The sequence below is a fragment of the Rhodothermus bifroesti genome, from assembly GCF_017908595.1.
Taxonomy (GTDB): domain Bacteria; phylum Bacteroidota; class Rhodothermia; order Rhodothermales; family Rhodothermaceae; genus Rhodothermus; species Rhodothermus bifroesti.
Genome location: NZ_JAGKTL010000003.1, coordinates 298,922 through 323,988 on the forward strand (window position 1 = coordinate 298,922; position 25,067 = coordinate 323,988).

30 protein-coding genes and 1 other RNA gene are annotated in these 25,067 nt (G+C 56.7%); 17 read left to right on the forward strand and 14 right to left on the reverse strand.

What is annotated here, in order from left to right; genetic code table 11:
* Positions 1–80: 80 nt before the first annotated feature.
* Genes recR through dnaX form a run of 3 tightly spaced genes read right to left on the reverse strand, consistent with a single transcriptional unit; the run spans position 81 to position 2,939 of the window.
* A complete protein-coding gene (gene recR, locus J8E65_RS08145) occupies positions 81–728 on the reverse strand; it encodes a recombination mediator RecR (protein ID WP_210375259.1) in 648 nt (215 codons plus the stop codon).
* Positions 725–1,069: a YbaB/EbfC family nucleoid-associated protein gene (locus tag J8E65_RS08150; protein ID WP_210375260.1), complete on the reverse strand. Its 345-nt coding sequence runs from the start codon at positions 1,067–1,069 to the stop codon at positions 725–727. Before J8E65_RS08150 ends, recR begins: the two co-directional genes overlap by 4 nt.
* Before the next feature lie 55 nt (positions 1,070–1,124).
* Positions 1,125–2,939 carry a DNA polymerase III subunit gamma/tau gene (gene dnaX, locus J8E65_RS08155; RefSeq protein WP_237181785.1) on the reverse strand — a complete coding sequence of 605 codons (1,815 nt, stop codon included), beginning with the start codon at positions 2,937–2,939 and terminating at the stop codon, positions 1,125–1,127.
* Between the two features lie 156 nt (positions 2,940–3,095).
* Between dnaX and J8E65_RS08160 the strand changes: the two genes are divergently transcribed.
* The gene (locus J8E65_RS08160; RefSeq protein WP_237181786.1) at positions 3,096–4,046 is read left to right on the forward strand and encodes an HAF repeat-containing protein; all 951 of its coding nucleotides are present in this window, start codon (positions 3,096–3,098) and stop codon (positions 4,044–4,046) included.
* Here the strand turns inward: J8E65_RS08160 and J8E65_RS08165 are convergent.
* From J8E65_RS08165 to J8E65_RS08175, 3 genes are all read right to left on the reverse strand, one after another.
* The gene (locus J8E65_RS08165; RefSeq protein ID WP_210375261.1) at positions 4,009–5,088 is read right to left on the reverse strand and encodes an Atu2307/SP_0267 family LLM class monooxygenase; all 1,080 of its coding nucleotides are present in this window, start codon (positions 5,086–5,088) and stop codon (positions 4,009–4,011) included. The two genes, J8E65_RS08160 and J8E65_RS08165, sit on opposite strands and share 38 nt — an antisense overlap.
* 68 nt (positions 5,089–5,156) lie before the next feature.
* Positions 5,157–6,041, reverse strand: a complete 885-nt coding sequence (locus J8E65_RS08170; RefSeq protein WP_210375262.1) for an SDR family oxidoreductase — start codon at positions 6,039–6,041, stop codon at positions 5,157–5,159.
* A gap of 17 nt (positions 6,042–6,058) precedes the next feature.
* Entirely contained in the window at positions 6,059–6,424 is a 366-nt protein-coding gene (locus J8E65_RS08175; RefSeq protein ID WP_210375263.1) for a DoxX family membrane protein, read from the reverse strand.
* A 107-nt stretch (positions 6,425–6,531) separates the two neighbouring features.
* Here J8E65_RS08175 and J8E65_RS08180 point away from each other — a divergent pair, with 107 nt between their 5' ends.
* Positions 6,532–6,849, forward strand: a complete 318-nt coding sequence (locus tag J8E65_RS08180; RefSeq protein WP_210375264.1) for a winged helix-turn-helix transcriptional regulator — start codon at positions 6,532–6,534, stop codon at positions 6,847–6,849.
* 109 nt (positions 6,850–6,958) lie between these two features.
* Positions 6,959–8,227 (forward strand): hypothetical protein, encoded by a 1,269-nt coding sequence (locus J8E65_RS08185; protein ID WP_210375265.1) that lies wholly within the window; start codon positions 6,959–6,961, stop codon positions 8,225–8,227.
* 54 nt (positions 8,228–8,281) lie between these two features.
* Here J8E65_RS08185 and J8E65_RS08190 read toward each other — a convergent pair whose 3' ends face one another.
* From J8E65_RS08190 to J8E65_RS08200, 3 genes are all read right to left on the reverse strand, one after another.
* Entirely contained in the window at positions 8,282–9,706 is a 1,425-nt protein-coding gene (locus J8E65_RS08190; RefSeq protein ID WP_210375266.1) for a phosphoglucomutase/phosphomannomutase family protein, read from the reverse strand.
* 102 nt (positions 9,707–9,808) lie between these two features.
* Positions 9,809–10,372 (reverse strand): DUF2911 domain-containing protein, encoded by a 564-nt coding sequence (locus tag J8E65_RS08195; RefSeq protein ID WP_210375267.1) that lies wholly within the window; start codon positions 10,370–10,372, stop codon positions 9,809–9,811.
* Positions 10,373–10,386: 14 nt separating this feature from the next.
* Entirely contained in the window at positions 10,387–10,686 is a 300-nt protein-coding gene (locus J8E65_RS08200; protein WP_210375268.1) for a hypothetical protein, read from the reverse strand.
* 176 nt (positions 10,687–10,862) lie between these two features.
* Between J8E65_RS08200 and J8E65_RS08205 the strand changes: the two genes are divergently transcribed.
* Entirely contained in the window at positions 10,863–11,273 is a 411-nt protein-coding gene (locus tag J8E65_RS08205; protein ID WP_210375269.1) for an arsenate reductase ArsC, read from the forward strand.
* Positions 11,274–11,314: 41 nt separating this feature from the next.
* Here the strand turns inward: J8E65_RS08205 and ssrA are convergent.
* The 3 genes from ssrA to J8E65_RS08220 all read right to left on the reverse strand — a co-directional run bounded on the left by ssrA (position 11,315) and on the right by J8E65_RS08220 (position 13,224).
* Positions 11,315–11,685, reverse strand: a transfer-messenger RNA (tmRNA) gene (ssrA, locus tag J8E65_RS08210).
* Between the two features lie 47 nt (positions 11,686–11,732).
* The gene (locus J8E65_RS08215) at positions 11,733–12,170 is read right to left on the reverse strand and encodes a hypothetical protein (RefSeq protein WP_210375270.1); all 438 of its coding nucleotides are present in this window, start codon (positions 12,168–12,170) and stop codon (positions 11,733–11,735) included.
* 190 nt (positions 12,171–12,360) lie between these two features.
* Positions 12,361–13,224, reverse strand: coding sequence for an alpha/beta fold hydrolase (locus J8E65_RS08220; protein WP_210375271.1), 864 nt, complete (start codon positions 13,222–13,224; stop codon positions 12,361–12,363).
* A 307-nt stretch (positions 13,225–13,531) separates the two neighbouring features.
* Between J8E65_RS08220 and J8E65_RS08225 the strand changes: the two genes are divergently transcribed.
* From J8E65_RS08225 to udk, 3 genes are read left to right on the forward strand one after another with little or no spacing between them, the layout of a single operon-like run.
* Entirely contained in the window at positions 13,532–13,861 is a 330-nt protein-coding gene (locus J8E65_RS08225; protein WP_210375272.1) for a YtxH domain-containing protein, read from the forward strand.
* A gap of 20 nt (positions 13,862–13,881) precedes the next feature.
* Positions 13,882–14,694 (forward strand): YaaA family protein, encoded by an 813-nt coding sequence (locus J8E65_RS08230; RefSeq protein ID WP_210375273.1) that lies wholly within the window; start codon positions 13,882–13,884, stop codon positions 14,692–14,694.
* A gap of 6 nt (positions 14,695–14,700) precedes the next feature.
* Positions 14,701–15,330: a uridine kinase gene (gene udk, locus J8E65_RS08235; RefSeq protein WP_210375274.1), complete on the forward strand. Its 630-nt coding sequence runs from the start codon at positions 14,701–14,703 to the stop codon at positions 15,328–15,330.
* Here udk and J8E65_RS08240 read toward each other — a convergent pair.
* Positions 15,327–16,097, reverse strand: a complete 771-nt coding sequence (locus J8E65_RS08240; protein WP_210375275.1) for a type III pantothenate kinase — start codon at positions 16,095–16,097, stop codon at positions 15,327–15,329. The genes udk and J8E65_RS08240 overlap by 4 nt on opposite strands.
* A 37-nt stretch (positions 16,098–16,134) precedes the next feature.
* Positions 16,135–16,521 carry a hypothetical protein gene (locus tag J8E65_RS08245; RefSeq protein ID WP_210375276.1) on the reverse strand — a complete coding sequence of 129 codons (387 nt, stop codon included), beginning with the start codon at positions 16,519–16,521 and terminating at the stop codon, positions 16,135–16,137.
* Between the two features lie 208 nt (positions 16,522–16,729).
* On the opposite strand from J8E65_RS08245, the gene J8E65_RS08250 reads away from it, so the two are divergent.
* The 10 genes from J8E65_RS08250 (at position 16,730) to J8E65_RS08295 (ending at position 25,066) form a co-directional block, all read left to right on the forward strand.
* On the forward strand, positions 16,730–16,939 hold the full coding sequence (locus J8E65_RS08250; RefSeq protein WP_210375277.1) for a hypothetical protein: 210 nt from the start codon (positions 16,730–16,732) through the stop codon (positions 16,937–16,939).
* Between the two features lie 15 nt (positions 16,940–16,954).
* Positions 16,955–17,764, forward strand: coding sequence for an inositol monophosphatase family protein (locus tag J8E65_RS08255; protein ID WP_210375278.1), 810 nt, complete (start codon positions 16,955–16,957; stop codon positions 17,762–17,764).
* A 58-nt stretch (positions 17,765–17,822) separates the two neighbouring features.
* Entirely contained in the window at positions 17,823–18,671 is an 849-nt protein-coding gene (locus J8E65_RS08260) for an enoyl-ACP reductase FabI (protein ID WP_210375279.1), read from the forward strand.
* Positions 18,668–20,203 carry a M1 family metallopeptidase gene (locus J8E65_RS08265; protein WP_210375280.1) on the forward strand — a complete coding sequence of 512 codons (1,536 nt, stop codon included), beginning with the start codon at positions 18,668–18,670 and terminating at the stop codon, positions 20,201–20,203. The genes J8E65_RS08260 and J8E65_RS08265 overlap by 4 nt, the downstream gene beginning before the upstream one ends.
* A 4-nt stretch (positions 20,204–20,207) precedes the next feature.
* A complete protein-coding gene (locus J8E65_RS08270) occupies positions 20,208–20,981 on the forward strand; it encodes an HAD family hydrolase (protein WP_210375281.1) in 774 nt (257 codons plus the stop codon).
* Positions 20,957–21,757 carry a L,D-transpeptidase family protein gene (locus J8E65_RS08275; RefSeq protein ID WP_237181787.1) on the forward strand — a complete coding sequence of 267 codons (801 nt, stop codon included), beginning with the start codon at positions 20,957–20,959 and terminating at the stop codon, positions 21,755–21,757. The genes J8E65_RS08270 and J8E65_RS08275 overlap by 25 nt, the downstream gene beginning before the upstream one ends.
* Before the next feature lie 7 nt (positions 21,758–21,764).
* Complete coding sequence (locus tag J8E65_RS08280) at positions 21,765–22,370, forward strand: class I SAM-dependent methyltransferase (RefSeq protein ID WP_210375282.1); 606 nt, start codon at positions 21,765–21,767, stop codon at positions 22,368–22,370.
* 58 nt (positions 22,371–22,428) lie between these two features.
* Positions 22,429–23,796: an NfeD family protein gene (locus tag J8E65_RS08285; RefSeq protein WP_237181788.1), complete on the forward strand. Its 1,368-nt coding sequence runs from the start codon at positions 22,429–22,431 to the stop codon at positions 23,794–23,796.
* 16 nt (positions 23,797–23,812) lie between these two features.
* Positions 23,813–24,310, forward strand: a complete 498-nt coding sequence (locus tag J8E65_RS08290) for an NfeD family protein (protein WP_210375283.1) — start codon at positions 23,813–23,815, stop codon at positions 24,308–24,310.
* Between the two features lie 63 nt (positions 24,311–24,373).
* The gene (locus J8E65_RS08295) at positions 24,374–25,066 is read left to right on the forward strand and encodes an energy transducer TonB (RefSeq protein ID WP_210375284.1); all 693 of its coding nucleotides are present in this window, start codon (positions 24,374–24,376) and stop codon (positions 25,064–25,066) included.
* Position 25,067: the final 1 nt, after the last annotated feature.

Genomic DNA, 25,067 nt, shown 5'->3' on the forward strand with positions numbered 1-25,067 from the left:
TCGGCCCAAAGATACGGCAAGATAACCGCATTGTGGAAAGCTTCTGCGCAGTTCGATAAGGCTTTACATAAAGGCAGTGGCTACAGGACCAGCCGCCCTTCCAATGCCCGGGAAAGCGTTGCCTCGTCGGCATATTCTAAATCACCGCCGATGGGTAAGCCTCGGGCAATGCGGGTTACACGCACGCCCAACGGTTTGAGGAGCTGCGATAAGTAGTAAGCTGTCGTATCGCCTTCAACATTGGGATTCAGGGCTAGGATAACCTCTTGCACCTGGGGAAGGCGACCTTCAGGATACAGGGCTGCACGAGCCGCATCGTCAGCGCTGGGGGCAACGCGGGCCACCAACTCACGCACGCGCAGATCATCTGGGCCAATACCGTCTAAGGGCGAAATGACCCCTCCCAGCACGTGATATACGCCACGGTACTCGCCAGTGCGTTCAAGCGCCATCACGTCGCTGGGTTCTTCGACCACGCAGATGGTGGTGTGGTCACGGCGTGCTGAACGGCAGATGCTGCAGACTTCTTCGTCGGTCACGTTGTAACAAATGGCGCACGTGCGCACGCGGTCTTTGACCGCCAGCAACGCTTGCGCTAGGGCCTCCACTTCTTCACGCGACATTTTGAGGATATAGGCCGCCAGCCGTTGGGCCGTTTTGCGCCCGATGGTAGGCAGCCGGGTGAGCTGCTCCACCAGGGCTTCAACCGATGCCGACGTAAAACTCATCGCCCTAGTAAACTCAGGTCCAAAGGCAATCCGGGTGGTAGTAAAGCTCCGATGGTTTTTTGCATTTCTTCCTGGGCCATGCGGGCGGCCTCTTCTAGGGCTTTATTGACGCCCGCTGCAATCAGGTCCTCCAGCACTTCCTGGTCTTCGGTACGGAAGGCTTCAGGATCGACCTGGATGCGCGTGATGCGCTGCAGCCCATTCGCTGTTACCCGCACCATACCACCACCCGCTTCGACCGCAACGGTCTTGGTGCTTAGCGCTTGCTGCACTTCGCTTAAGCGACGCTGCACTTCCAGGAATTTGCTAAAAACTTCCCCAAGGTTGAATGCTTCAGCCATAAAACGCCTCGCTTGTCCTGTACGCAAAAAGTGAACGCTTAGCTTGCTGCAGGGTTCAGTTTCCTTGCCAAAGCGGCTCACAGCCAAAACGATCGATGAGTTGCTGAAGCGCCGGTACTTGTTGCTGCAAACGCCTTAGAAGCTCCAAAGGATCTTCAGGCTCCTCCGGCAGGGCCGCTGAGGTTGCGGCTACCGAGCGATCTTGGACGACAAAACGAATGCGGCGGATGGAGATGGCCTCTGAAAGATGAGCATGGAGCTGTGTAATCAAAAAGGTTTCCTGGTTGCGCAGCAGCCGTTCGGCATGTTCACCAGGCACAGCAAGCTCGAGCGTGTCGTGCATCAGCCGAAGCGGACGCGATTCTTCCAACAACAACCCCACATGAATACGTACCTGCTTTATTTGCTGCACAACATCGGCCCATCTAGAAACAAGGGTTTCAAAGGACGCCTCTGGCGCTTCGGCAACCATGAGCGCTGCTGCACTCTGGGTTGCCTGTGCCAAACTGTCGCCAGGCTTTTCCGAAGGGCGAACTTGGAGTGCAGGCGGCCCAAACGGTCCGCTGCCTAAGTTGCTGCCTGGGGCAGCAGGCTGTGGGGTAGTGGAGCCCGTAGGCGTAGATAGGCGGGAAAGCCCAGCAGTGCGCCCTCTAGAAGGATCAGCCGCAGCAGAAGACGAGGCAGCAGCCGGTGCTTCTGGCGCACTTTGGGCCAGCCGGTCCAGCTGCTCCAGAACGCGCCGCAGGTCAACTGCATGCGGCAAGCTGGCTAAGCGCAGTAGCGTAAGCTCCAGGCGCAACCGAGGATGCGCACTTTGCTTTAGGGCTGTTTCAGCTTCAGCTAACAGTCCCAGCATCCGCAACAGATCGGCTTCGGTGAATGCCTCAGCAACCTGCGCATAACGCCGGCGTGTGGCCTCCCCAGCCTCAATGAGCGAAAGGTCGGGCAAGGTGCGGGCCACAAGCAGGTTGCGCACATGCTCGGCCAGGCCAATAACAAACTCTTGTAGGTCGTAACCTGCCCCTACCACGCGCTCGACGAGCTGCAACATGCCAGCCCCATTTCCCGTGCGCACGTGCTCAGTCACCTGAAAATACAAATCGATGTCCACTACGCCCAGCGCTTGGGCCAGTTCGGCATAGCGTAGCCTAGTACCACACAGCGAAACAGCCTGGTCAAAGGCCGAAAGCGCATCGCGCAGCGCCCCGTCGCCTTTGCGGGCCAGCAGCATAAGGGACTCGTCGTCGGCCTCAACTCCTTCGGCAGCGCAGACTTCGCGCAAACGCGCCACAATGTTTTCTACCGGGATGCGCCGAAAGTCAAAACGCTGACAGCGCGAAAGAATGGTGGGCAGCACCTTGTGCGGCTCTGTCGTGGCAAAAATAAACAGCACATGCGGTGGCGGCTCTTCAAGCGTTTTGAGCAGGGCGTTGAAGGCTGCGTTGGAAAGCATGTGCACTTCGTCGATGATGTAAACCTTCTTGCGCGCCCCCTGGGGGGGAATGCGAACCGTCTCGCGCAGCTCGCGTACGTCTTCGACGCGGTTGTTGGAAGCCGCATCAATCTCGAGCACATTCAGGCTCCGCCCTTCCTCAAACGCCAAGCAGGCCTCGCACCGACGACAAGGTTCAGCGCCATCCTCTCGCTGATCTAGTGGCGTTTGGCAGTTGATAGCCTTGGCCAGCAAGCGAGCAGCTGTCGTTTTGCCTACACCCCGTGGACCGCTGAACAGGTAGGCATGTCCAATCCGATCCAACCGAAGCGCATTTTTCAACGTTTCGGTAACATGCTCCTGCGCCACCAGCTCGCGAAAAAGCTGAGGCCGGTATTTACGAGCGGCCACCAAGTAGCGCTGCTCCGACATAGGCATGGGTTTCAACGTTGAACCGTAAGGTACACACTTTCCCCAAACGACACATCCCAAAAAAGGATCACCCCAACCTAAACGTTTGGGCCCTACGGCCGATACTTTCCCAAAGCCATCTATGCATAACGCTCGTGGCAACGCGCGCGACTCCATCAGGGCATGACCATGAAATGGCATTTTACCCTTCAGCTGGCAGGACTGCTGCTTTTAGCTTATGGGGAAGCTGCAGGACAAACACCATCACTGGATTGGCTAGACTTGGAAGCCACATCGGTACACCAAATTACCGGCGTTTCGGTAGATGGCCGTACCATTGTAGGCATAGCGCGAGATGAAGCTGGACGCTCACGTGCGTTTCGCTGGACGGCTCAAGAAGGAGTGCAGAACTTGGGTACCTTGGGTGGTTTGCGTAGCAAAGCGCTAGGGCTTTCGGCCGATGGTGCGGTGGTGGTGGGGGTAGCGGAGGACCGCTATGGTCGGCCAAGGGCGTTTCGCTGGACAGCTGAGCAAGGCATGCAAGACCTAGGCACGCTTGGGGGATTGGAGAGTGAAGCGCTTGGGGTTTCGGCCGATGGTGCGGTGGTGGTTGGGGTAGCGGAGGACCGTTATGGTCGGCTAAGGGCGTTTCGCTGGACAGCTGAGCAAGGCATGCAAGACCTAGGCACGCTTGGGGGCAACTGGAGCAAAGCGATGGCTGTCTCGCCCAAAGGAACCGTTGTGGTCGGTGTAGCACAAGACAGCCGCGGACGTAAGCGGGCGTTTCGTTGGACGGCCGAACAAGGCATGCAGGACCTAGGCACGCTTGGAGGGTGGGAAAGCGAAGCCATGCGTGTCAGTGCCGAGGAAACGATCGTAGGTCTTGCCCAAGATCAGAAAGGCGTCTGGCAGACGTTCTACTGGACACCCGAAAGCGGTCTCCATAAGCTCAGCCATGGCCATAGCGCTTTCGCCCGTCCCGGCGTTGCACTCTGGGGTGTGCCCGCCATTTCTCTAAACGGACAGTATCTCGTGGGCACGATCTACCACCGCGCTCATCATCGGGTAGCTGTCTTCCTACTCGATGCCCCTAAGCTCAATTTGGCGCTTCGCGAAGACCGAGATCGACCCTAGCGTGTGCCGTCCTACGAGCGATTTCACGACGCACGACAGGTGCTACCTGCGTTCCCAAAAGCTCGATAGCCTGCAGCACCTTGCGATGGGGTAGGGTTCCGACTGTAAGCTGAATGAGCAGCCGGTCGTGCCCAAAAAGCTCATGCTGATACAAGATTTTTTCGATCACTTGCTGCGGACTGCCCACAAAATAGGCCCCTTGTAGACGGCAAGCAAATTCAAACTGTGCTCGCGTCATCGGCGGCCAGCCGCGCTCGCGTCCAATACGATCCATCTGAAGTTTGTGGGCAGGAAAGGCCGTTTCTATGGCTTCTTGTGAGGTTGGAGCCAAAAAGCCATGGGCATTGATGCTCAAACGTGGCGGTGCATGCCCAGCTTGCCGTGCAGCTTCCCGGTGCAATGCTACCAAAGGGGCAAAGCGCTCAGGAGTGCCGCCAATGATGGCTAGTGCCATAGGTAAGCCTAACCTACCGGCCCGAACTGCCGAGGCAGGAGTACCGCCTACAGCAATCCAAACCGGAAGCGGATGTTGCACCGGACGCGGGTACACACCTAAGCCAGGAATCGGTTGGGTAAAGCGCCCACCCGGCCAAAAGACGTGCTCTGCTTCACGTAGCTTGAGCAGCAACAGGAGTTTTTCTTCAAAAAGTGCCTCGTAGTCGCTCAAATCGTAGCCAAATAAAGGAAACGACTCAATGAACGATCCGCGACCCACCATGATTTCAGCCCGTCCACTGGAGAGCAGATCCAGGGTAGCAAACTGCTGAAAGACCCGAATGGGATCGTCGGAGCTCAACACATTGACCGCACTGGTCAAACGAATGCGTTGCGTGCGGCTAGCAGCTGCAGCCAACACAACAGCCGGTGCTGAAACGATATAATCCGGACGGTGATGTTCCCCAACGCCAAACACGTCCAGTCCTACTTGATCGGCCAGTTCGATCTCTTCCAAGAGGCGACGCATGCGTTCCGCCGCTGAGAGGGGTTGACCGGTTTCCGGATCAACCGTCCGCTCTCCAAAGCTATAAATGCCAATCTCCATAGCCTCGTGGATAAAAAGCCCGACGGGGCACACCGTCGGGCCTGATGCACGTTTCTTGTGGCAAAAGCTTAAACAGAAGCCTGAAGCGCGGCCCGATGGGCCTCAAGCGCTTGCTCCAGGGTAAGCGGCGGCTGTCCCGTCACTTCTTGCACAACCGACGTGACCAGGTTAAACACCCCCTGCGCTACGCCCTGGTACATTGACGTCATAGCTTCAATCACTATTTCGGGTAGACCGGCAGCAGCCATTGCCCGACGATAGGCTTCTGGTGTGACAGCCTCATAGCGCAGCGGCTTACCACTTAGCCTCGAAAGCACAGCAACGGCTTCGGCATAGCTAAGCGCCTCAGGCCCCGTTACGTCGTAGATGCGGCCTTCGTGGCCTGGGCTTACCAAGACGGTTGCAGCTACGCGTGCGCAGTCTTCACGGGCAACGAACGCTACCCGACCTTCGCCTGCTGGAAGCTGCAGCACGCCTGTCTGAAGCGCTTGAGGCGCGACCATGAGCAGCGTCTCGGCATAGAGATTATTGCGCAAAAACGTCCAGGCTAACCCACTTTCACGCAAAAGCGCTTCGGTCTCACCATGATCCCGCATAAAGCCTACCGGCGTCTGATCGGCCCGCACAGCCGAGGTGTAGGCGATGTAACGCACACCTGCCCTTTGGGCTGCCTCAATAGCCTGCCGGTGCAAAGCTACACGCGCACCTGGACGCAAATCGTCGGTGCTAATCAGCAACAGACGTTCAACACCCGCTAGTGCGCGAGAGAGCGCTTCAGGCTTTGCAAAATCAGCTTCTACAACCGACACGCCGCGCGCAGCCAAGTCGGCAAGCTTTTCTGGCCGGCGCGTCAACGCCCGGATGCGCTGGGCCGGCACCAATGCTAGCAACACTTCCACTACCCGACGACCCAGATGGCCGCCAGCCCCCGTAATCCCCAAAAGCATTTCCATAAAGCTTTACGTTTCGATTAATGCCATAGCGCAAGAAGCAGCAACACAGCCCCCAGAAGGCCAACGTTTTTGAAAAAGTTCACCTGCTCACCCATGCGTTGCATGGGATCTTGCACCGCCCAAAAGTTGTGCATCCAGGGCGTGACTACCACCAGAAAGATCACAAGCAGCCAGAGCCCCACCTGAACATAAAGGCCGGTAAGCACCGCTAGCCCACCCAAGAGCAACATCAGCCCGGTAACAACGACAGCTAGCTTAGGTGCAGGCACCTTTTTCGAGGCTGCATACGGGGCCATCTGGCTTAGCTTCATAAAGTGGTTAAGGCCCATGAGGATAAAGTACCCTCCAAAAAGCACGCGACCCAGCCAAAACAGCGTATCCATGGCGACTTACGGGTTTGTTTATTGTTTGAACAAATAAAAGCTTAATTGCTTTAAAAAGTCAAGTGCTTTAGTTTGTAAATTGTGTAACAAAATCTTAACCTGAGGTTATGACGGGAGAGGGTTTTTGTCCGGTGTATGCGGCCATTGAGTTGCTGCAGGAAAAGTGGACGTTGCATATCATTCGCGCGTTGCTTGAGGGGCCCTTAGGGTTTAACGAGCTAGGACGGGCGGTGGGCGGATGTAATTCAGCCACGTTAGCGCAGCGGCTAGAGCGGCTAGTGGAGGTGGGCGTACTTGCCAAAGAGGTGACTTCGCATATGCCGCCGCGCACGCGCTACAGCCTGACCGAAGCAGGTCGAGCGCTGGAGGATGTAGTGCAGGCCATTGAAGCTTGGGGGCGCCGCTATCTACAGCCGATAGCGTAAGATGGTGTGGCGTTGTTTTTGCCACTTGTCGTATAGCCTGTAGCCCTTGTTTGCAAGGTGGTAGAACAGCTTGCTACTGTCCACAGGGGTGGTCATTAGTATCTCAGGAATGAGACGAGCACTTTTTTTTAGTCTACTGTTTGTCTTAGGGCAAGTGGGGCAGGCGCAACCGGCGCAGGAGGGGGTGTTGCGCGTGGTAAACTGGCCAGCTTCAGAAGCCGAGCTAGCGCGGATTTTTGCGCGTGATCCTGGCGTGTGGGGTCAGGTAGAAGTTTTACCGTTTTTAGATACGCTCCTGCTCGGCTATCGTTATCTGGTACGGGGCGACTCGGTTTACGCTGCGTTTTCGTTGGCTTGGCACCCGGGTCTATGGGGGCTTTACAAAGGGCGTCGGGTGCTGCGTGCCCAACTGCCAGAAGAAATTTGGCTGGAAAGGCTAGAGGTGTGCTTAGGGTTTTCGGTACAGGGTCGATCGGTTGCGTGTTGGCCAGTGCGGTTCGATAGTCTAGCGCTTGGTCCTTGGCCGGAGGTGTTTACCTCGGCCACGCATGCTTTTTCTGTAGAAGAGGTGTTGGGGGCTCAAGGGCGGGATTCGCTGCAGGCATGGCTGCAAGCAGGCCTCCAGCTCGACACGCTGCTGCTTGAAGGGCTGTCTTTTTCGGCTAGCGGAAAGGGTCAAGCGACCTGGACAACGGTGCGTACCTATCCGGAACCCCCGTTTGTGGAAGTGGGGGAGGGTGATATCGTAGTTGTTGTGCTGGAAGGTGCAGGGAAAAGATCGGTTGTGCGGGGTAGGTCGCAGCGCACTGGGCGAAGCCGTGCAGTGCGCGGAGAAAAAGTACGTGGGCAGCAGCCGGGCCGTGAAACAGACAGCCGTCGTGGCCAGGGGCTAATCCCGAAGGGCAAGAGCCAAAAAGATGACGAAAAAGACCAAAAAGAAGCCACCTTGCTTCCGGCCGCTTTGGCTGGCATAGCCGCTGTTGGGCTAGTGGCTGTTGCGGGAGGAGGTATTGGCTACGCAGGCAACCTAAAGCAGGCGCCCATTGGTCTGACCAGTGGTGTGGTGCGTTCAACTTGGGGAATGCTGCTCGAGGTGAGTTGCAATGCAGCGGTGCTTAAGCGTTCGCGCACCGAGCCCGAGAGGCTTAGCGTACGTTTGTTGGTCTTTAAGGGACGCAGGAGCGATCGGTGGCAACTGGGGGGCGCTTTAGGCGTGCGTTGGGAGGAACGCGGTGGTCGCTATGCGGCTTACCCTGTCCTCGTGCCAGCACTGGTCTGGCGGGCTGATCCCTTACTGCTGATTGGAGGAGTTGACGTAGTAGGTGGGGGCGTGGAGCTAAGTTTTGTGTTGAACCTGCGACGTCTAAAGCCACAATAACAAAGCCCTCTCTACGCGGTGTAGAGAGGGCTTGCGTGCGCTTGTAGAGCTGCTTTAGGGTGCCGCTACTTCAGCAAAACCCAGTTGCTCGACAACGCTGTGCACGTACGCCTCGGCGAGTTCCGGCGAAGGTGCTTCGGAGTAGACGCGCAGTAGAGGCTCTGTGCCCGAAGGCCGCACCAGCACCCAGCCGCGGTCGGTGAGGTGCTTGAAGCCATCGAGCGTTTGCACCTCGCGTACAGCGTCGCCAGCCACTTCTTGCAGACCGCCACTTTCCCGAAGTCGCTGCAGCGCTGCTTGCTTTTTCGCTTCGGTGGTATGCAGGTCGATGCGATAGGTAAAATGCGGCCCAAACTCCTCGTAGAGCTCCTGCACAAGCTCTGAAAGCTTTTTGCCGCGACGCACCAGCAGTTCGGCAATCAGCAGGCCAATGTAGATGCCGTCGCGCTCGGGGATGTGGCCTTTAACGGCAATACCCCCCGACTCTTCGCCGCCTACGAGCACGTCGCGCCGCACCATTTCTTTGGCAATGTGCTTAAAGCCAATAGGAGTGGTCTCGACGCGCAGCCCGTAGGCCTGACCCATTTTATCGAGCAAGTGGGTGGTAGAAAACGTCTTGATCACATCTCCCTTTAGCCCCTGTTCTTTGTGCAGGTACTTGACCAGCAGGGCGAGGATTTCGTGAGAGGTAACAAAGCGGCCGTTTTCGTCAAACAGACCAATGCGGTCGGCATCGCCGTCATTAGCCAGACCCAAGTCGCACCCTTGGCGGACGACCACTTCGGCGAGTTCCTCTAGATTGCGTTCGATCGGCTCAGGCGGTTGGCCATGGAAGCCTGGGTTGAAGTCACAGTGCAATTCCACCACCCGGTTGTGGCCCAGCAAACGGCTGACCAGCCCCTGGGCGGCACCAAACATGGCGTCATGGGCAATTTTGAGATTCCGGGCAATGCCTTCGATATCCAGCTTCTCCCGAAGCAAGTTCAGGTAGGCGGTGTTCAGGTCAAGGAGTTCGATGCGCCCGTCGCTCACCAGATCCTCGAACGTGGGCAGCGTTGCTGGAGGTTCGGCTGAGGGCAGCTCCTGCTCCACTTCAGCGATGAGCTCTGGCGGTGCTGGTCCACCAAAGTCGGCCTTAATCTTAAATCCGTTGTACTTAGGGGGATTGTGGCTGGCCGTGATGACAATACCCGCGTTGCACCCAAAATGCCTCGTGGCCCAACTGATGGCCGGTGTTGTGGTGAAGGTATCTGCAAAGCGGACGCTAATCCCCTGAGCCCCAAAGATGCGTGCGACATGTTCGGCAAATTCCCGCCCCATAAAGCGCGTGTCGTGCCCAAGCACCACGCGAGGCGTTTCGCCGTAACGCTTTTTGAGCCAACGGACCGTTGCTTGAGCCACACGGCCCAGGTTTGCAAACGTAAAGTCATCCGCGATAACGGCCCGCCATCCGTCGGTGCCAAACTTGATCGTGGTCATGGATATTCTGGATGGTTTCTGGAAATAGATAGCTTTGTAAAAATAGGTGTACTGGCAAGCAGCATGTTCCTTTTGGGATAAAAGTTACGGTGTGGTAAAGACCTAACGGGCAGTCGCTATGGGAATGCGTACCTCGGTGCGATCCCATCGCAGGTAGAGGAACGTGCTGTCGCCTTCTTGCTCGAAGGTAATGGTAAAGCCTTCGTAAAGCTTGTCGGTTTGGCGGACGGGTACATCAAAGCGGAAGAGGTCCAGGTCGGCGTTGTATTCGTAAGCCCCCCATTGGCCCAGGGCCCGATTGACAATGATGGTCCAGCGATCCGGGTAAGGGATCGTAAAAAGGCTGTAGGTTCCGGCCGGCAGCCGATGCTCGCCAAAGTTGAGGTCGCCTGTGGTCGTGATTTCAGTGGCTTCGTTGGCACCGGTGCGCCAGACCTCGCCGTAGGGCACCAACGCACCAAAAATTTCCCGCCCGCGCTTACGTGGCGAACCGTAGACGATCTTGACATATGTGTCGTCGATCCACGTAGCGGCCAGGGCTAACGGACTGCGCTCTAGGCTGCCAGAACGGGGTGGGGGCACCACTTCAACCGTATCTTGGGCTTGGGCCACAGGTAGCAAAAACAATGCTGCAAGTGCACTAAAAATCAGGCGATGGGGATGCATGGCAGCTTGATGGTTTAAGCAGCAGGAAGAATCTCTAGCGTAATGTGCGTGCGCGATCGCTTATGGAGCTTAAGCACAGGCTCCAGCGCTTGGTTGATGCAGGCTGCAATGGTGCGATCGTACTGCTCTTTGGGTGTGCGCCAGGCTTCGGTGACAATCTTGGTGATGAAGGCCTCAGCATCTTGCAACGTGGCTGAGTTCCAGCCCATTTGGCGAAAACGCTTTAGCAGGGCAGGCGCAATCTGCTGCGACAACTCCTGGCAAAGCTGCTCCAACGTCATGGTTACGGCCTGAGATTGTTGATTGGGCGTCATTGTTGGAAAGAAGGTTAGGTCCAGCGTGGAGCAAAGATACAACACTGCAGACTTTGTTCCGAGCTAGGTATGAAAAAATGCCACCGCGCAGCTGCAGCGTTATCTTTCCGTTATCTGTGAACCTTAATCGCGCTGATGAGGGTTTAGTCTTAACCTGAGTGCTTACCTGCTGCAGGATGGAAAAGCTGCGTGTTTTGTTTGTGTGCACGCACAACGCTGCCCGGTCGCAAATGGCCGAAGGGCTACTTCGGGCCTTGGCAGGCGATCGCTACGAGGTCTACAGTGCTGGGACCGATCCTCGAGGTGTGCATCCGCTGGCTGTACGGGTGATGCAGGAACTCGGCATTGATCTAAGCACGCATTGTTCAAAGTCTGTCGAGACGTATCGCACGATCCCGATGGATTATGTAGTAACCGTGTGCGATCATGCTCGGGAGCATTGCCCGTATGTGCCGGCACGCCGAAAAAACTTGCACCAGAGCTTCCCTGACCCTTCAGCCGTCGGGGGAGACGAAGAAGTGCGTTTGGAGGCTTTTCGCCGCGTGCGCGACCAAATTCGAAGTTGGCTTGAGAAGACTTTTCTGTAAAAAAGTTATGGCCTCCCGGGTAAGAGGCCATAACTTTTTCGTAGTGGAGATGGCGGGAGTCGAACCCGCGTCCGGATGGCCGCCCAGTCAGGCGTCTACGTGCGTAGCCGGCCTATTGGGTGTCGTTCATGCCGTATGCCGGCCGGCGAGGCCAGGCATGAACCCAGGCCGATTGTGATCTCACTGCGCCAGTTCAGCCGGCACTGGCCGCAGCCAGTCCGTCTTCGTCGATGCCTCACCACGCACGGACGGACGCGCAGCGTGGGAGACAGATGGCGGGCTTAATTAGGCCGCCATCGCGTACGAGTAGTCGTTCGCACTTACCTTTTCCTGGCGAGATTAGCGAGCATGCCAGGCAGCTCGGCACGCAACCTGCCGTGCGTCTACCACCCGTCGAGACCGTTTCATCCCCTCAAAAAACGCGCTTTTATGTACAGCCGGAGTTGCAAAAAGTTTCACCTAACGTTCTTGAGGCACGCGTTGCAAAGCCGTGCCTGCAGGTGAAAATCCCTGTGCACCCAAGGCTGCGTGCAACTGAGGGAGTAAGTTAGCTTCTAGGCCTGCGGGAAGGTAGGGGATTTTACTCCGCCGTCCACCGAGGTACAGGCGATAAGGGTGGATGAACAGGCGCACGTAGGTGCGGTCAATCGGTACGGCCTCTAGGCGGACAACCACCCGATACAGCCCCCAGTGTCGTAGCGTTCGGGGTTGGGTTTGCAAAAAACTAGTGTCCGCTGCGATCAGCTCCCATCCAGAAGCCTGAAGTGCCTCAGCGACGTGCAACAGGGGCTGCCAGGTCGTGTCGGCTGCGCGGTAGTCGTAGTAAAGCGGCACCAAGCGTGGACTGCATCCCGCAACGAACCAAGCAAGCCCCCAAAACCAACTCCCGTAGCGCATAGGTTCTCGATGGTCTTTAGCAGGCCTACGGGAATGAAAAACAGAAGATCCAAAAAACCGGGCAGGTACGCTCACCCGTTCGTACCTGCCCGGTCGGCGGAGGCTCACCGCGGTTGGCATGCAGCACCCAGGAGGCAGAGCGTGCAGCCATATCCTTCATAAAACAAAAGCAAGCAGCGTGCCAGTTCGGTTAGGTAGTGGAAGCGGTTCGGAAAAACAGGAGATTGGGGGATGTGGTGTCTGTTTCTGCAGACCGCGAGCGTCCGTTGAATGAGACGGTGGCCAGGCGCTGTAGAAAGGCAAGCAAAACCGCATTAAATGCCTCGGGCTGCTCCATCATCGGCGCATGACCGCAGCGATCGATAAAATGCAGCGTAGCCTGGGGGAGCATTTGGGCAAAGCGTTGTGCCACCTCAGGTGGTGTGATGCGGTCGTTTTTTCCCCAAACCAACAGCACTGGCTGCTTCAACTGGTCGAGCCGATCGGCGACCGTTTCGGACTGAGCCGAGCGGGCCAGGCGAATCAGCCGTAGTGCTTTTTGCCGGTCATGGATAATCGCTAAAATGCGATCAATCAGGGCATCGGTAACCAGTCCAGGATCGTAGAACGTCAGCGCTGCGCGTTCACGAATATAGGCGCGGTCGTAGCGGCGAAAGGTACTGGTGCCTAGTTCAACTTCCTCGATACCGCTTGAGCCTGTAAGCACTAAGGCGACAACCTGGTCGGGATAAGTTAGGGTGTACAGCAGGGCCAGTTGACCCCCCAACGAGTTGCCTACAAAAATTACGGGCGATAGGTGAAGCGCACTTACAAAGCGATGCATAAAGGCTACGAGGCTGGGTACATTAGCCGCTTTGAGCGGCATATCATACATCGGAAGTAGTGGCGCCAGTGCGTGGTAGCCGGCTTGGGCTAGGGCTAGGAGCGTATGATCCCAGTTTGACGGCTCTCCGAGCATGCCGTGCAACAAGACCAGGGAAGGTTTGCGTTGCGCCAGACCGGCTTCTAAATACACAAAAGAGGCTTGTCGACGCTCTGTGACAACCAACGTCATGAAGGCTTCCCCACGTTGCCTCAATCGTACGCGAAAAAGATACGATAAGGGGCATGGTAGATGCCAATCTAAGCAATCTTTCGAAACCCGCTTGTAGAGCCTAGCGTTTACGTTTCCCTGTCTGTAGTGTAGATTCCCTAAACCTTGGATCAAAAAACGTATGCCTTGCGGACGGAAACGGAAACGGAAAAAAATTGCTACGCACAAGCGGAAAAAGCGGCTTCGCAAAAACCGGCACAAAAAGAAAAACCGCTAATTGGCATGGCTTTTTGCGTATACTTGGGTGTTGGCTAACCAAGAAATCAACATGAAAACCTATACACGTGGGCAACTCCTGGTAGCCGGATTGGCGGGTATGGTAGCAGGCAGCGTGGTTGGGTTTGTTGTAGGATTGCTGGTGGCACCGGAAACAGGAGGACAGTTGCGCCGCCGGCTGTCTTACCGTATGACCCAGCTGAGCGAGCGTTTGCAAGGAATGGTAGAATCCTTGCTGCATCCACCTGAGCCCAGCGAAGCACAGCGGACGGGAGATGCGCTGGTGGCCAATGCCCGAGCGCAAGCGGAAACCATCCGGCAGGATATTGACGCGCTTTTGGGCGACTTGCGCCGCAAGCGGGCATCTTCGTCGAGCGCCTAAAGCGCTAAGCAGCACGCTCCATGCCTGAATTTGCCATTCTTCTACCTCCTGCCGAAGGTAAAAAGGCAGGGGGTAACCCGTTGGCTCCTAACGTGTTCGACTATCGCGCGCCGAACACGTTTAACTACTTTAGCGAGCTCAACCTTGAGCGGCGGCGGCTCATCGATGCCTTACAGCAGGCAATTCATAAAGGATGTGACTTGGAAAAACTTTTCGGCCTCAAAGGCCCTATGTTGGACGAAGCGGTGCGCATCACGTTGGCGCTCTACAAAGCCCCGCTTATGGCTGCCTTAGACCGGTACAGTCCTGGCGTGATGTACCAAGCTTTGGATTTTGCCAGTCTTCCTACCGGAGCGCAGCGCCGTTTTCTGGAAAATACAATCATTTTTTCGGGTCTTTTTGGACTGCTCCGGCCAGATGATCTCATTCCCAACTATCGCTTGCGCATGGACGCCGTGGTGCCGGGCATCGGTAAAGTCTCGCGTTACTGGCGACCGCATATCAGTCCTCTGCTCAATGAGCTGCTTAAGGACCGCGTGGTGTGGAACTTGCTTTCTACGGTTCATCAAGAAGCCTGGGAAGATGCCCACACCTATCACCAAATGGTTGAGGTGCGGTTCTTTCGGGAACAGAAGGGCGTACGCCGGCCGGTAACCCATGGCGTAAAACCGTTACGTGGGCGTTTAGTTAATTTTATTGTACGTGAAGGTTTGGCTGACCCGGAAGGGCTTCGCGCTTGGCGCGATCCTGAAGGATACGTGCTCGACGCGGCTTCTAGCCAGTTCGATGCGGTCATGCGGCGCGTGGTACTGGTTATGGTCAAACGCAGCTGACGGGCCATGGGGCGACCGGTGGTCATTGGCATTGCAGGGGGATCCGGCTCGGGAAAAACAACTGTACTGCGCAAAATCGTCGAAGCCTTTGGGCCTGCTTACATCGCCGTTTTGGAGCACGATGCTTACTATAAAGACCTAAGTCATTTACCCTTTGAAGAGCGCGTGCGGGTTAACTTCGATCACCCGGACGCACTCGAAACCGAACTGCTTCGGGCACACTTAGACGAGCTGCTGGCTGGAAGACCTATCGAAAAACCAGTCTACAACTTTACCACACACACCCGAGCCCCTTATACAGTTCGCATTGAACCCCGTCCGGTAATCATCTTGGAAGGTATTCTCGTGCTGGCTGAGCCCTTGCTACGCGAGCGTATGGACATTAAGCTTTACGTGGATGCTCCCGACGACGTACGGCTTATTCGCCGCATCCGGCGGGATATGGAAGAGCGGGGGCGCACAATCGAATCGATTCTGGAGCAGTACGAGCGTACGGTCCGTCCTATGCATTTGGAGTTTGTCGAGCCTTCTCGACGCTTAGCCGACGTGATTATTCCTGGGGGTGGCTATAACCAGGTAGCCATCGACATGGTGCTGGCAAGAATTGCAGCGCTTTTAGAAACTTATGCGCTCTAGCGGCCTCGCTCTGGGTTCAGTGCAAGCAGCAAGCGTACGCCTTCCAGCACCAGATAGGGCTCTAGGTGTACTTTGGTCCCTAGGTGCGGCTCTAGTAGCGTAGCCCAACCACCGCTCAACACCACCACAGGTTCCGCAGCAAGTGCGGTCGTTACACGTCGAAGTAGGCCGCATGCGCTTTCAACAAAGCCGTATAAAATGCCGGCTTGGAGGGCTTCCTGCGTAGAACGCCCGATTGGAGAAAAAGGCCAGTCAAGCGGCACTTCGGGGAGCTGTGCGGTACCGGTAGCCAGCGCACGCCGAAGCAGCTCCGGACCTGGAGCAATGAGACCGCCCTGGAAGCATCCGGTTGCGTCAATCACCTCAAGGGTAAGTGCAGTGCCGGCCAAAAGCACCACAACCGGACGATGTCCTGCCTGGCCATAGTGCACCCAAGCTGCTGCTGCAGCGGCTAGACGATCGGCACCCAAAGTATGGGGCGTTTGGTAGCTTAGCCGCACAGGCAGCTGCCAATCCGGACCAATAAGCGCAGGGCATCGGCCAGTTATGCGCGCCACTGCTTCCTGCACGCGGCCGCTTAGCGCTGGTACAACCGAAGCCATGGCTGCCCGACTGGGCCGGTAGCCTTCCAGCGCGGCCTCGAGTGCCACGTCTAACGCAACTCCCTTGATCGGTACGTTAAATGCATGGAGCAGGCGCTCTCCAGCAAAGAGGCCGCCTTTTAGCGCGCTGTTGCCTAAGTCAAGCGTTAGCCAAATTTCTTGCATATTACCAAGGCCGCTGCTCAAAAGGGCAAACGGCAACCTATTGTTTGTGCGCTAAGACCGTTGGGTTTAGGTCAAAGGGCGGATAAGTATAAGTAGCATGTAAGCATAAACGGTAAGGCGAAAGGCCGGGTGGATGGATTTCCAATGCCAGTTGCTCGGAGGCTAGGCGCCAGAAGCCCTGGCGGTCAGGAAGCAATTGCAGGCCTATGTACTGGTATTCTTGGCCAAAGAGCGTGCGCAAGGTACGCGATAGTTCGGCCCCCACCACCTGATGGTCAACCGTTAGGTAAAGTACACCCTGCCATAGCGCTTGGGCACGTTGCGTATCGACCGGTGTGATTTCTAACCTACGCAAGCGATGGCCGGCGACAAGCGTATCGTTTAGCCAATAGTAATGGTACAAACTCCGATACCGGGGTTGCACAAACGGCAAGGGTTGAGGCCAGAGGCTATGTAGTAGAGCTTGGGATGTTCGTAGGGGCGAAGCGGGTGCTTTTAAAAACGGCAGCTTCGGAAAGGTCCCGCCTCGTTGAGCCCGAAGCAAACGGGGTGGCATGCGGGGTTCAAAAAGAAATTGCTGCACCTCCCAGCCTAGGATCTGTTTCGTAGTGCTTAAGAGGTAGGTGTGGCGTGTGACCGCTGCGGTATCTCGGGAGAGTCGCCTGAACGCCTGCACCACCGCAGTGGTGTCTAGTGGAATGGAAAGCGGTGTGGTCGGTCTCGAGGGTGGCGCAGGCGATTGGCAGGCGCCGAGGCTTAAAAAGATCGCCCAAATCAGGGAACGCATTGCGCTAACCGGTTTAGAAGGCGAGGCGCTCCAAGAACCCCTAAAGCGCGCTTAAGCTCCAGAGGTCTATATGTCTACATTGTACGAACAAGCGCGGGATGTAGCGGCTGAGCTCGCGTTGCAGGCCGGGCGTCTGGTGCGTTTTTATGCAGGCCGGGTAGCTGTTCGCGAGAAAGGTTATAACGAGCTGGTCACGCGTGCTGACGAAGAAGTGCAGCGGTTTCTGGTGGAAGCCTTGCAGGCGCGCTTCCCCAATCACGCCATCCTGGCCGAGGAGGACATAGCTGGTTTGCAAGGCGCAGTTGGCCCTACGCCGTTTCGCTGGATCATCGATCCTATCGACGGTACTACAAACTTTACGCATGGCGTGCCGCCTTATGCTATTAGTCTTGCGCTGCAACATGAAGGGCAGACCGTAGTTGGGGTGGTCTACGACGTTCCCCACGATGAGCTGTTTACCGCAGTGCGTGGCGGTGGGCTCTACGTCAATGGTGTGCGCGCCCAAGTAAGCTCCACCCGTACGCTACGAGAGGCGCTGATTACAACGGGCTTCCCTTATCGCGAAGTGGTGCATCTGCGGGAGTATTTGGAAGCGCTGGGACGCGTCATTAAGGCAACGCGTGGGGTGCGGCGGCCTGGAGCGGCTTCGGTCGATCTGGCTTGGGTAGCCTGTGGGCGTTTCGACGGCTTTTTTGAAACAGGCTTGAGCCCCTGGGACGTGGCTGCCGGCATCTTGCTGGTTGAGGAAGGTGGCGGAAAAGTTACCGACTTTCACGGTCGACCCAATCCTGTCGATGCCCGGCAGCTGCTGGCCACCAACGGCCATCTGCACGAAGCCCTCTGCAAGCTGGTCGCACCGCTCCACCACGTGTACGCTTAAGGCCTCCAGTGTTGTAGTTTTGCCTTGAACCGATTCTCCAACCTGAAATTCTTGTCCTATGGCACACAAGAGCTATGGCCTGCTTGAAGGCAAAAAAGGAGTTATTTTTGGCGCCCTGAATGAACAAAGCATTGCCTGGGCGATTGCCGAGGCTGTGCATCGCGAAGGTGGACGGTTCGTGCTCTCGAACGCTCCGGTCGCCAAACGGCTGGGCACTTTAGAGACACTCGCAGCAAAAACCGGCAGTTCGATCATCTGGGCCGATGCCACCAACAACGAAGAGCTGCTTGCTCTTTTCCGGCAGGCAAAACAGACGCTGGGTCCGCTGGATTTTATCGTCCACTCGATTGGTATGGGACTCAACATTCGCAAAAACCGTCCCTACGAAGACCTGAATTACGAGTGGTATTTTAAGACGCTCGACATTTCGGCCGTAAGTCTGCACCGGATTATCCACTGCGCTTTAGCCGAAGAGGCGCTGGCCGATGGTGCCTCGATTGTCACGCTCAGCTATATTGGCGCGCAGCGCACGTTTTCGCAGTACTCTGAAATGGGCGATGCGAAGGCGCTGCTGGAGAGCATTGTGCGTTCCTGGGGCTATCGTTTGGGCAAGCGGCGCATTCGGATTAATGCGATTTCACAGAGTCCAACGCGCACCACAGCTGGTTCAGGCATTACGGGTTTTGATGCAATGTATGAATTCGCGCAGCGCGTATCGCCCCTAGGCAATGCGGATGCACAGAGCTGCGCCGATTATACCGTTACGCTGCTAAGCGACCTAACCCGTATGGTGACCATGCAGACCTTATACCATGATGGGGGGTTTAGCAGCATGGGCATCTCCGACGAACTGATTGAGGCCTTGCAGCAGGCGTTAGAACCGCAAGGTGAGACCCAAACTTCATGAGGCGCTGGATTGCCATCTGGCAAGGCGTAGGATTACTGGGGTTGGTTGCCTGCAGCACGCCCCCCCAGGATTTCTACAGGCCGCCACCAGGCGTTAATGTGCAGCATTATGCGGTGAGCCTTACACTTGAGCCCGAAACGCGCCGTCTTGAGGCCCAGGTGATGCTGGAGGTGCGCCACCAGCGAAACGTTGCCGAACTGCCGCTTTGTTTTACGGCTGCGTTAACCATCGATTCGGCGCGCGTTGGTGATCGCCCTGTGCAGCCGGTGCGCCGGGGCGAACGTCTGGTGATGCCGCTTTCGGGCAGTACGCGAAGCCAGCTTACCCTTTGGTACCATGGCATTCCTGAAGTAGGGCTCTACGCTGGTCAACACGCCGGCCAAACGGTGGTGTTTACCGATTCCTGGCCTTACCGCGGGTGCGGCTGGTTGCCCGCTGTCCATCACCCTTCAGATCCGGCAACGCTGGATCTGACGCTGACGGTGCCTGTTGGCTACAAGGCCATTGGTAGTGGACGGCTTGTGCGTCGAGACACGCTAAGCGGCCACGTGCGCTATCAGTGGTGGTTGGACGCTTCGGCGCCTACCTATAGCTTTGCCTTTGCGGTAGGTGATTTTGTGCAAACCGACACCACGTTAGGCGATACACTTAAGGTATCGTATGTTTTGCTGTCTTCGGATCGAGACCGCGTCTATCGACTCTGGCGTACGCCCGAAGCTTTACGCTGGTTTAGCCAATGGCTTGGACCTTACCCCTATCGCAGTTATGCCGTAGTGCAGGTGCCTATTGACTATGCTGGTATGGAAAATGCCTCGGCACCGTTTCTGCGTGCCGACTTGTTTGAGCTGGGGGATATCGAGGGCGTGCAGGTGCACGAGCTCGTGCACCAGTGGTTCGGTAATCACGTTACCATAGCAAACTGGCGAGACCTGTGGCTTTCAGAAGGCACAGCAACGTACCTGACTACGCTGTTTTACGAAGCAACCGTAGGCGTCGAGGTTGCCCGTCAGCAATGGGTTGAAATGGCCCGCCTAACGCCCGAGGCATTCCGGCTTCATGGCGCGCTGGTTCCCAGCCGTGTTGTGGATCCAGAAGCACACCTAACCTGGGTGCCTTACCGCAAAGGAGCTTGCGTGCTGCACCTGCTGCGGCTAAAGCTGGGTGATGCCGCCTTTCGTCAGGCCTGGCAGACGATCTATCAACGGTTTGCCGGAAAGCCACTCTCTACGGAAGGCTTTCGGGCAGTTTTAGAAGAGCTCAGTCACCAAGATCTTGGAGCGGTGTTTGCTTACTGGGTCTACAGCGATCGCCTGCCAACGCTGCACGTACGCTGGGAAGCGGAGACGCGCCGGCTACGCTGGTGGATTACTGGTGATGCCGGCACGCTTGCCGACGTTCCGTTCCTACTCGCCATCCGGCAAGAAGGCCAAGTGCAGTACGCCTATGCCCAGGAGCAGCAGGCGTTGCTGGCGGAAGCCTCGCGACCCGAAGTTCATCCCGTTGGGATTCTTATGCATATCACTGAAGAGTAAGGCAATGATTCGGCTATTTGTCACTGACATTGATGGTTGTTTGGCTGAGCCGTATCGACCGTTTGCGTTGGATCGGTTTCAGGAGCTAGCGTTTCATGCGCGTCAGGCCGGTCGGCCGGGGGATCACCCTTGCTGGCCTGCGCTTTCAATCTGTTCCGGACGTCCTTATCCGTACGTTGAAGCCATTACGCAGGCGTTAGGGTTGCAGGTGCCGGTGTTGTTTGAAAGCGGTGCAGGTCTGTTTGACCCGATAGCCGCTGCTGTCTACTGGCATCCCGCTTTTACTGAAGATTTAGCCCGAGAGGTGGAGGCGCTGCGGCACTGGCTAACTGCAGAATGCCTGCCAGGCACCGCACTCATGCTTGATTTTGGCAAGCGCACGCAGGCCGGCGTCGTAGGTCCCAATCGTGAAGAAATCCAGCGTCTGTTGCCCGTCGTCGAAGCTTATGTGGCAACCCATCATCCGGCATTCCATGTGTTCCATACGCATATTTCAATCGATATTGTACCCAAAGGTCTGACCAAACGTGAAGGGTTGGCTTGGCTTTTGGAGGTTTTAGGGGTGTCGGCAGCCGAAACAGCCTATATTGGTGATTCCAATGGCGATTTGGGAGCCCTGGAGCTAGTGGGTTACGCGTTTGCCCCTGCTAACGCGGCCGAGGTAGTACGCCAACAGGTGGATCGGGTAATGGCTGAGCCAGATATTGGCGGTGTAGTGGCAGCTTACCATTGGTGTGCTGCCCATAACAGGGCATGTCGTCAGGTTGCAGCACCTTAACCGTTGCATTGCAACCCATTTTACTGTTTCTTTACGTTGTTCGTAAACGCCAAGAGGCCATGTTTACCCTAGGGATATGGCTAGGTCTGCTGGTGGCTTTGTCTCCCGATAGCAGCACAGGGCTTTATTACGTGGCTGTCGAGCAAGCGCTGCTGTATCAGGCCCCAGCCAATGGGGCTTACTTGGCCCTATCGCGGCGCGAGCCGGTCCGTCTGCTCACACGCCAGGGTTACTGGTGGCGGGTGCGTACGCAAGACGGCGCCGAAGGGTATGTAGAGGCGCATGCGTTGTCGAACGTTTGGCTTCGGGTTTCGAAGCGTCAGCAACGGCTGTATCTATATCGGGGCACGACGTTGGTGCGCAGCTTTCCAGTTGACCTCGGTCCCAATCCGTATGCTGATAAAGTGCAACGCGGCAGTCTAACTAATCCCGACGACTGGCGCACGCCGGAAGGGGTTTTCTACGTAGCCGCAAAGAATGCCCGCAGCCGTTACTATAAAGCCCTGGTGCTGAATTACCCAACCGCTGATCATGCCCTACGCGGATTACAGGAAGGGCGAATCAGTCCAGCCGAGTACCGAGCTATTGTAGAAGCCGAAGCGGCTTTTCGAATGCCACCTATGAATACCGCGTTGGGTGGGTGGATTGAAATTCACGGACAAGGCACCGGCCAGCAAGTGAACTGGACCCAGGGCTGCGTCGCGCTGCGCAATGAGGACATAGACGCACTTTGGCCGCTGGTGGTCGTTGGCACCCCGGTACTTATTGAACCCTGATCGTTCTATGCCACAGGGCGCGCTTTCTGGAAACCTACGACGGTATACGGTAAACAATCGGCTGTATCGCTGGCATATCGCGCAATTTCTAGAGCAGCTAGCCACCCTAGTTGCTCAGACGCAGCCGAAAACGCTACTGGATGTAGGCTGTGGAGAAGGTTTTGTGGCCGCATTCCTAAAGCAGCGCTTGCCGGAAGTCGAGATTACAGGCATCGACGCTTCAGTATCGGCGCTGGCGTATGCTCAAGCGCATTTTGGCCAGTATGCTACGTTTCGCCGAGGGGATATTTATAGCCTTCCTTTTCCCGATCGGGCTTTTGATACAGTGGTATGCAGCGAGGTGCTGGAGCATCTAGAGGATCCAGAAAGTGCCATTGCAGAGCTGAAGCGGGTAGCCCGACGCTACGTGGTGCTAACGGTACCGCTGGAACCTTACTTTCGCTGGTTGAATCGCCTAGGACAGTGGCTGCGCGTGAGCGAAGATCCCGGCCACGTTCAGTTCTGGACGCATGCCGCATTTAAGCGCTTGGTACAACAGCACTTCAATGAGGCAAAGCTATACCGCAAGCACATCTACCAGCTTGCCTGCGGCTATGTTGATGCAGCTACTTGAACCTTTACGCCAAATTTTGCGTAGGCTCCGCCAGAGCAACCCCGCTTTGCGACCGGTTATGTTGCGCTTTTTGCATTGTTGGCTTCCTTTGCGCTGGGGAGCAGCCCTGATGCTTTGGGCCCTGATGCACCAGGCAGCTCGGGCTGAGGAAGGTCCAGTCTATGTCGTGGCTATCGAAGGGATGATCGACAATGTCTTGGTGCAGTATGTGGATCGAGCCCTGACCGAGGCAGAAGGTGCTGATGCGGCTTTGATCGTTTTTCACATCGACACGTTCGGGGGATTGCTGGAGGCTGCCGATCGCATTCGCCAGCGCATCCTAGACACGCCTATTCCTACAGTAGCCTGGATCGATAAAAACGCAGCTTCGGCAGGTGCACTGATTGCGTATGCCTGCGACCGCATTGTGATGGCGCCAGGAGCATCAATAGGGGCGGCTACGGTGGTGGAGGGCACCACGGGCGAGCCCGCACCGGACAAGTATCAAAGCTACATGCGGGGACTGATGCGGGCTACGGCTGAAGCAAATGGCCGTGATCCACGTATTGCTGAAGCGATGGTCGATCCAGACGTAGCCATCGAAGGGTTGGTCCCTGCTGGTAAAGTGCTCACGCTTTCGGCTACCGAGGCGCTTCGCTGGGGCGTAGCCGATGCGTTGGCTGCTACGCTTGAAGAGGTGTTCCAGGCGCTCGGCTACAGCCCTCATCCCATAGTGACCTACGCGCAAACACCGCTGGAACGTGGGCTGCGCCTGCTCGCTTCCCCAGTTTTACAAACGATTTTCCTGCTGATGATGCTGGTTGGGCTGTACATTGAGCTGCAAACCCCGGGCGTGGGCTTAGCTGGCCTGGTAGGTGGGCTGGGTGCTCTGCTGTTTTTTGCGCCCAACTATCTTATGGGCCTGGTTGAATTCTGGGAAGTGCTGCTGTTTTTGGTAGGCGTTGGGCTTTTACTGGTAGAATTGCTTGTACTTCCTGGATTTGGCATAGCCGGCATTGCGGGTATCCTCTGTATGCTGGGGGGATTGCTGGCGGCTTTGATTGGCAACATTGGGTTTTCGTTTCCTTCAGTCCGTCAGCTGACTTCGGCCCTGCTTACGCTAACCGCTACCCTGGTGCTGTTTGGTGTGTTGCTGGCGGTGATAGGTCGCTATCTGCCGCGCACGCGGCGCTTCCAGTCGCTAATCCTCACCTCCGGCCTCTCCCGAAGCCAGGGCTACACGACCCGCATGATCGAGGCGCACCTGGTCGGTCGCCAGGGACGGGCGGTCACGCCGCTGCGCCCAACTGGAGTGGCCGAAATTGATGGACAGCGTCTGGAAGTAACTACGCCAGGCCTGTTCGTTCCAGCCGGTACAGCGGTTGAAGTCGTCCGTGTGCACGGCAGCCGTATCGAAGTGCGTCCACTACCTGCCGAAACGGCCTAAAAGTCACGAGAAAGCCTTGGAACTGCTGCTGGCTCTCCTGCTCATTCTTGTCGGCCTTGCCTTGATTGTGGCCGAGGTGTACTGGATCCCGGGGATGAATGTTGCCGGGATTGTGGGGGTTGTGCTGGTACTGTTCGGGTTGGGATATGCCTTTACTGCCTCAGGTTGGCTTACTGGGCTGGCCGTGCTGGCAGGTACGTTGGTGCTCGGGGGTGTGCTGTTTGCGATGCTTTGGCGTAGTGGAAGCTGGAAGCAATTCGTGTTGGCCACCTCCCTCAAAGGAAGTGGGACAGAGCGCTTGGGGGAAAACCGGGCACGCTACCTCGGTCGAGAAGGCATTGCCGTAACCCCTTTGCGGCCTGTAGGCATTGTAGAAATCGACGGCGAGCGCATCGAAGTGGCAACCGAAGGCGAGTACATTGCAGCGGGTAGTCGCGTAAAGGTAGTGGCTATGGACCGGCGCCGCTATTTTGTACGCTTGGCGTCGCAACCAACCTTGCCGAACCAGACTTAAGCGGCCGCATTTTGGCATCGGACAGGCTATTGTGTATCTTCCCGCCAACTTGAAAGTTTACCTATGTCGTTTCGCTTATGCTGGGCAGCCATACTTCTGATTTTTGTAGGATGCGGGCGCCCTTCGTTGCCTTCTGGACCCCCAGAAGGCTGGCAGGCTACCGAAGAACGCTGGTGGCGTAGTGGCGTGGATACGACGGTGGCTTTTCGTCCCCTAGAATCGCTGGCAACCATGGGGCTGGAGACAGGCGCTTCAGCTACAGCTGCATCCAGGGGTGAGCTCCTCGTCGAAGCCGTGCGTCGTAGCCTGACGCCGCTATTTCGGGTGCAGCCCGAAATTATTGATTCACTCTTCCGTCGCTATGTTGCTCCAAAGGTAGCTCAGGCTACGTTGACCGAAGATGTAGAAGCTGAGATCGACCGGTTGCGCGAAGAAAGTTATCGCAGCCTGCTTCGATACTTCCGGGAGCCTCGGCCCATCACGCGTCTGGGGGAAGAGGTGCCGCTCATTTACCCGGACAGCCTGGTAGAAAAAGGCGTAACCGGCCGGGTCGAAATGCAGGTGTATCTCAACGCCGAAGGAGAACCAGAGGCGATCTGGAAACTGGAAGGCGTGCATCCGGTGCTTGACTTACTGGCCATGGAGGCCACTACGCAAATGCGTTGGCAGCCGGCCTACGTGCGCCAAGGGAATACATGGATCACTGTTCCTTCGTGGGTTCGCTTCAACATCCACTATCAAATCCAAGGTGAATAGT

What these genes read in the sequence shown, in the direction of transcription:
- recR (WP_210375259.1), bottom strand. Translation starts at nt 728, where the DNA reads ATGAGTTTTACGTCGGCATCGGTTGAAGCCCTGGTGGAGCAGCTCACC.
- J8E65_RS08150 (WP_210375260.1), bottom strand. Translation starts at nt 1,069, where the DNA reads ATGGCTGAAGCATTCAACCTTGGGGAAGTTTTTAGCAAATTCCTGGAA.
- dnaX (WP_237181785.1), bottom strand. Translation starts at nt 2,939, where the DNA reads ATGCCTATGTCGGAGCAGCGCTACTTGGTGGCCGCTCGTAAATACCGG.
- J8E65_RS08160 (WP_237181786.1), top strand. Translation starts at nt 3,096, where the DNA reads ATGACCATGAAATGGCATTTTACCCTTCAGCTGGCAGGACTGCTGCTT.
- J8E65_RS08165 (WP_210375261.1), bottom strand. Translation starts at nt 5,088, where the DNA reads ATGGAGATTGGCATTTATAGCTTTGGAGAGCGGACGGTTGATCCGGAA.
- J8E65_RS08170 (WP_210375262.1), bottom strand. Translation starts at nt 6,041, where the DNA reads ATGGAAATGCTTTTGGGGATTACGGGGGCTGGCGGCCATCTGGGTCGT.
- J8E65_RS08175 (WP_210375263.1), bottom strand. Translation starts at nt 6,424, where the DNA reads ATGGATACGCTGTTTTGGCTGGGTCGCGTGCTTTTTGGAGGGTACTTT.
- J8E65_RS08180 (WP_210375264.1), top strand. Translation starts at nt 6,532, where the DNA reads ATGACGGGAGAGGGTTTTTGTCCGGTGTATGCGGCCATTGAGTTGCTG.
- J8E65_RS08185 (WP_210375265.1), top strand. Translation starts at nt 6,959, where the DNA reads ATGAGACGAGCACTTTTTTTTAGTCTACTGTTTGTCTTAGGGCAAGTG.
- J8E65_RS08190 (WP_210375266.1), bottom strand. Translation starts at nt 9,706, where the DNA reads ATGACCACGATCAAGTTTGGCACCGACGGATGGCGGGCCGTTATCGCG.
- J8E65_RS08195 (WP_210375267.1), bottom strand. Translation starts at nt 10,372, where the DNA reads ATGCATCCCCATCGCCTGATTTTTAGTGCACTTGCAGCATTGTTTTTG.
- J8E65_RS08200 (WP_210375268.1), bottom strand. Translation starts at nt 10,686, where the DNA reads ATGACGCCCAATCAACAATCTCAGGCCGTAACCATGACGTTGGAGCAG.
- J8E65_RS08205 (WP_210375269.1), top strand. Translation starts at nt 10,863, where the DNA reads ATGGAAAAGCTGCGTGTTTTGTTTGTGTGCACGCACAACGCTGCCCGG.
- J8E65_RS08215 (WP_210375270.1), bottom strand. Translation starts at nt 12,170, where the DNA reads ATGCGCTACGGGAGTTGGTTTTGGGGGCTTGCTTGGTTCGTTGCGGGA.
- J8E65_RS08220 (WP_210375271.1), bottom strand. Translation starts at nt 13,224, where the DNA reads ATGACGTTGGTTGTCACAGAGCGTCGACAAGCCTCTTTTGTGTATTTA.
- J8E65_RS08225 (WP_210375272.1), top strand. Translation starts at nt 13,532, where the DNA reads ATGAAAACCTATACACGTGGGCAACTCCTGGTAGCCGGATTGGCGGGT.
- J8E65_RS08230 (WP_210375273.1), top strand. Translation starts at nt 13,882, where the DNA reads ATGCCTGAATTTGCCATTCTTCTACCTCCTGCCGAAGGTAAAAAGGCA.
- udk (WP_210375274.1), top strand. Translation starts at nt 14,701, where the DNA reads ATGGGGCGACCGGTGGTCATTGGCATTGCAGGGGGATCCGGCTCGGGA.
- J8E65_RS08240 (WP_210375275.1), bottom strand. Translation starts at nt 16,097, where the DNA reads ATGCAAGAAATTTGGCTAACGCTTGACTTAGGCAACAGCGCGCTAAAA.
- J8E65_RS08255 (WP_210375278.1), top strand. Translation starts at nt 16,955, where the DNA reads ATGTCTACATTGTACGAACAAGCGCGGGATGTAGCGGCTGAGCTCGCG.
- J8E65_RS08260 (WP_210375279.1), top strand. Translation starts at nt 17,823, where the DNA reads ATGGCACACAAGAGCTATGGCCTGCTTGAAGGCAAAAAAGGAGTTATT.
- J8E65_RS08265 (WP_210375280.1), top strand. Translation starts at nt 18,668, where the DNA reads ATGAGGCGCTGGATTGCCATCTGGCAAGGCGTAGGATTACTGGGGTTG.
- J8E65_RS08270 (WP_210375281.1), top strand. Translation starts at nt 20,208, where the DNA reads ATGATTCGGCTATTTGTCACTGACATTGATGGTTGTTTGGCTGAGCCG.
- J8E65_RS08275 (WP_237181787.1), top strand. Translation starts at nt 20,957, where the DNA reads ATGTCGTCAGGTTGCAGCACCTTAACCGTTGCATTGCAACCCATTTTA.
- J8E65_RS08280 (WP_210375282.1), top strand. Translation starts at nt 21,765, where the DNA reads ATGCCACAGGGCGCGCTTTCTGGAAACCTACGACGGTATACGGTAAAC.
- J8E65_RS08285 (WP_237181788.1), top strand. Translation starts at nt 22,429, where the DNA reads ATGTTGCGCTTTTTGCATTGTTGGCTTCCTTTGCGCTGGGGAGCAGCC.
- J8E65_RS08295 (WP_210375284.1), top strand. Translation starts at nt 24,374, where the DNA reads ATGTCGTTTCGCTTATGCTGGGCAGCCATACTTCTGATTTTTGTAGGA.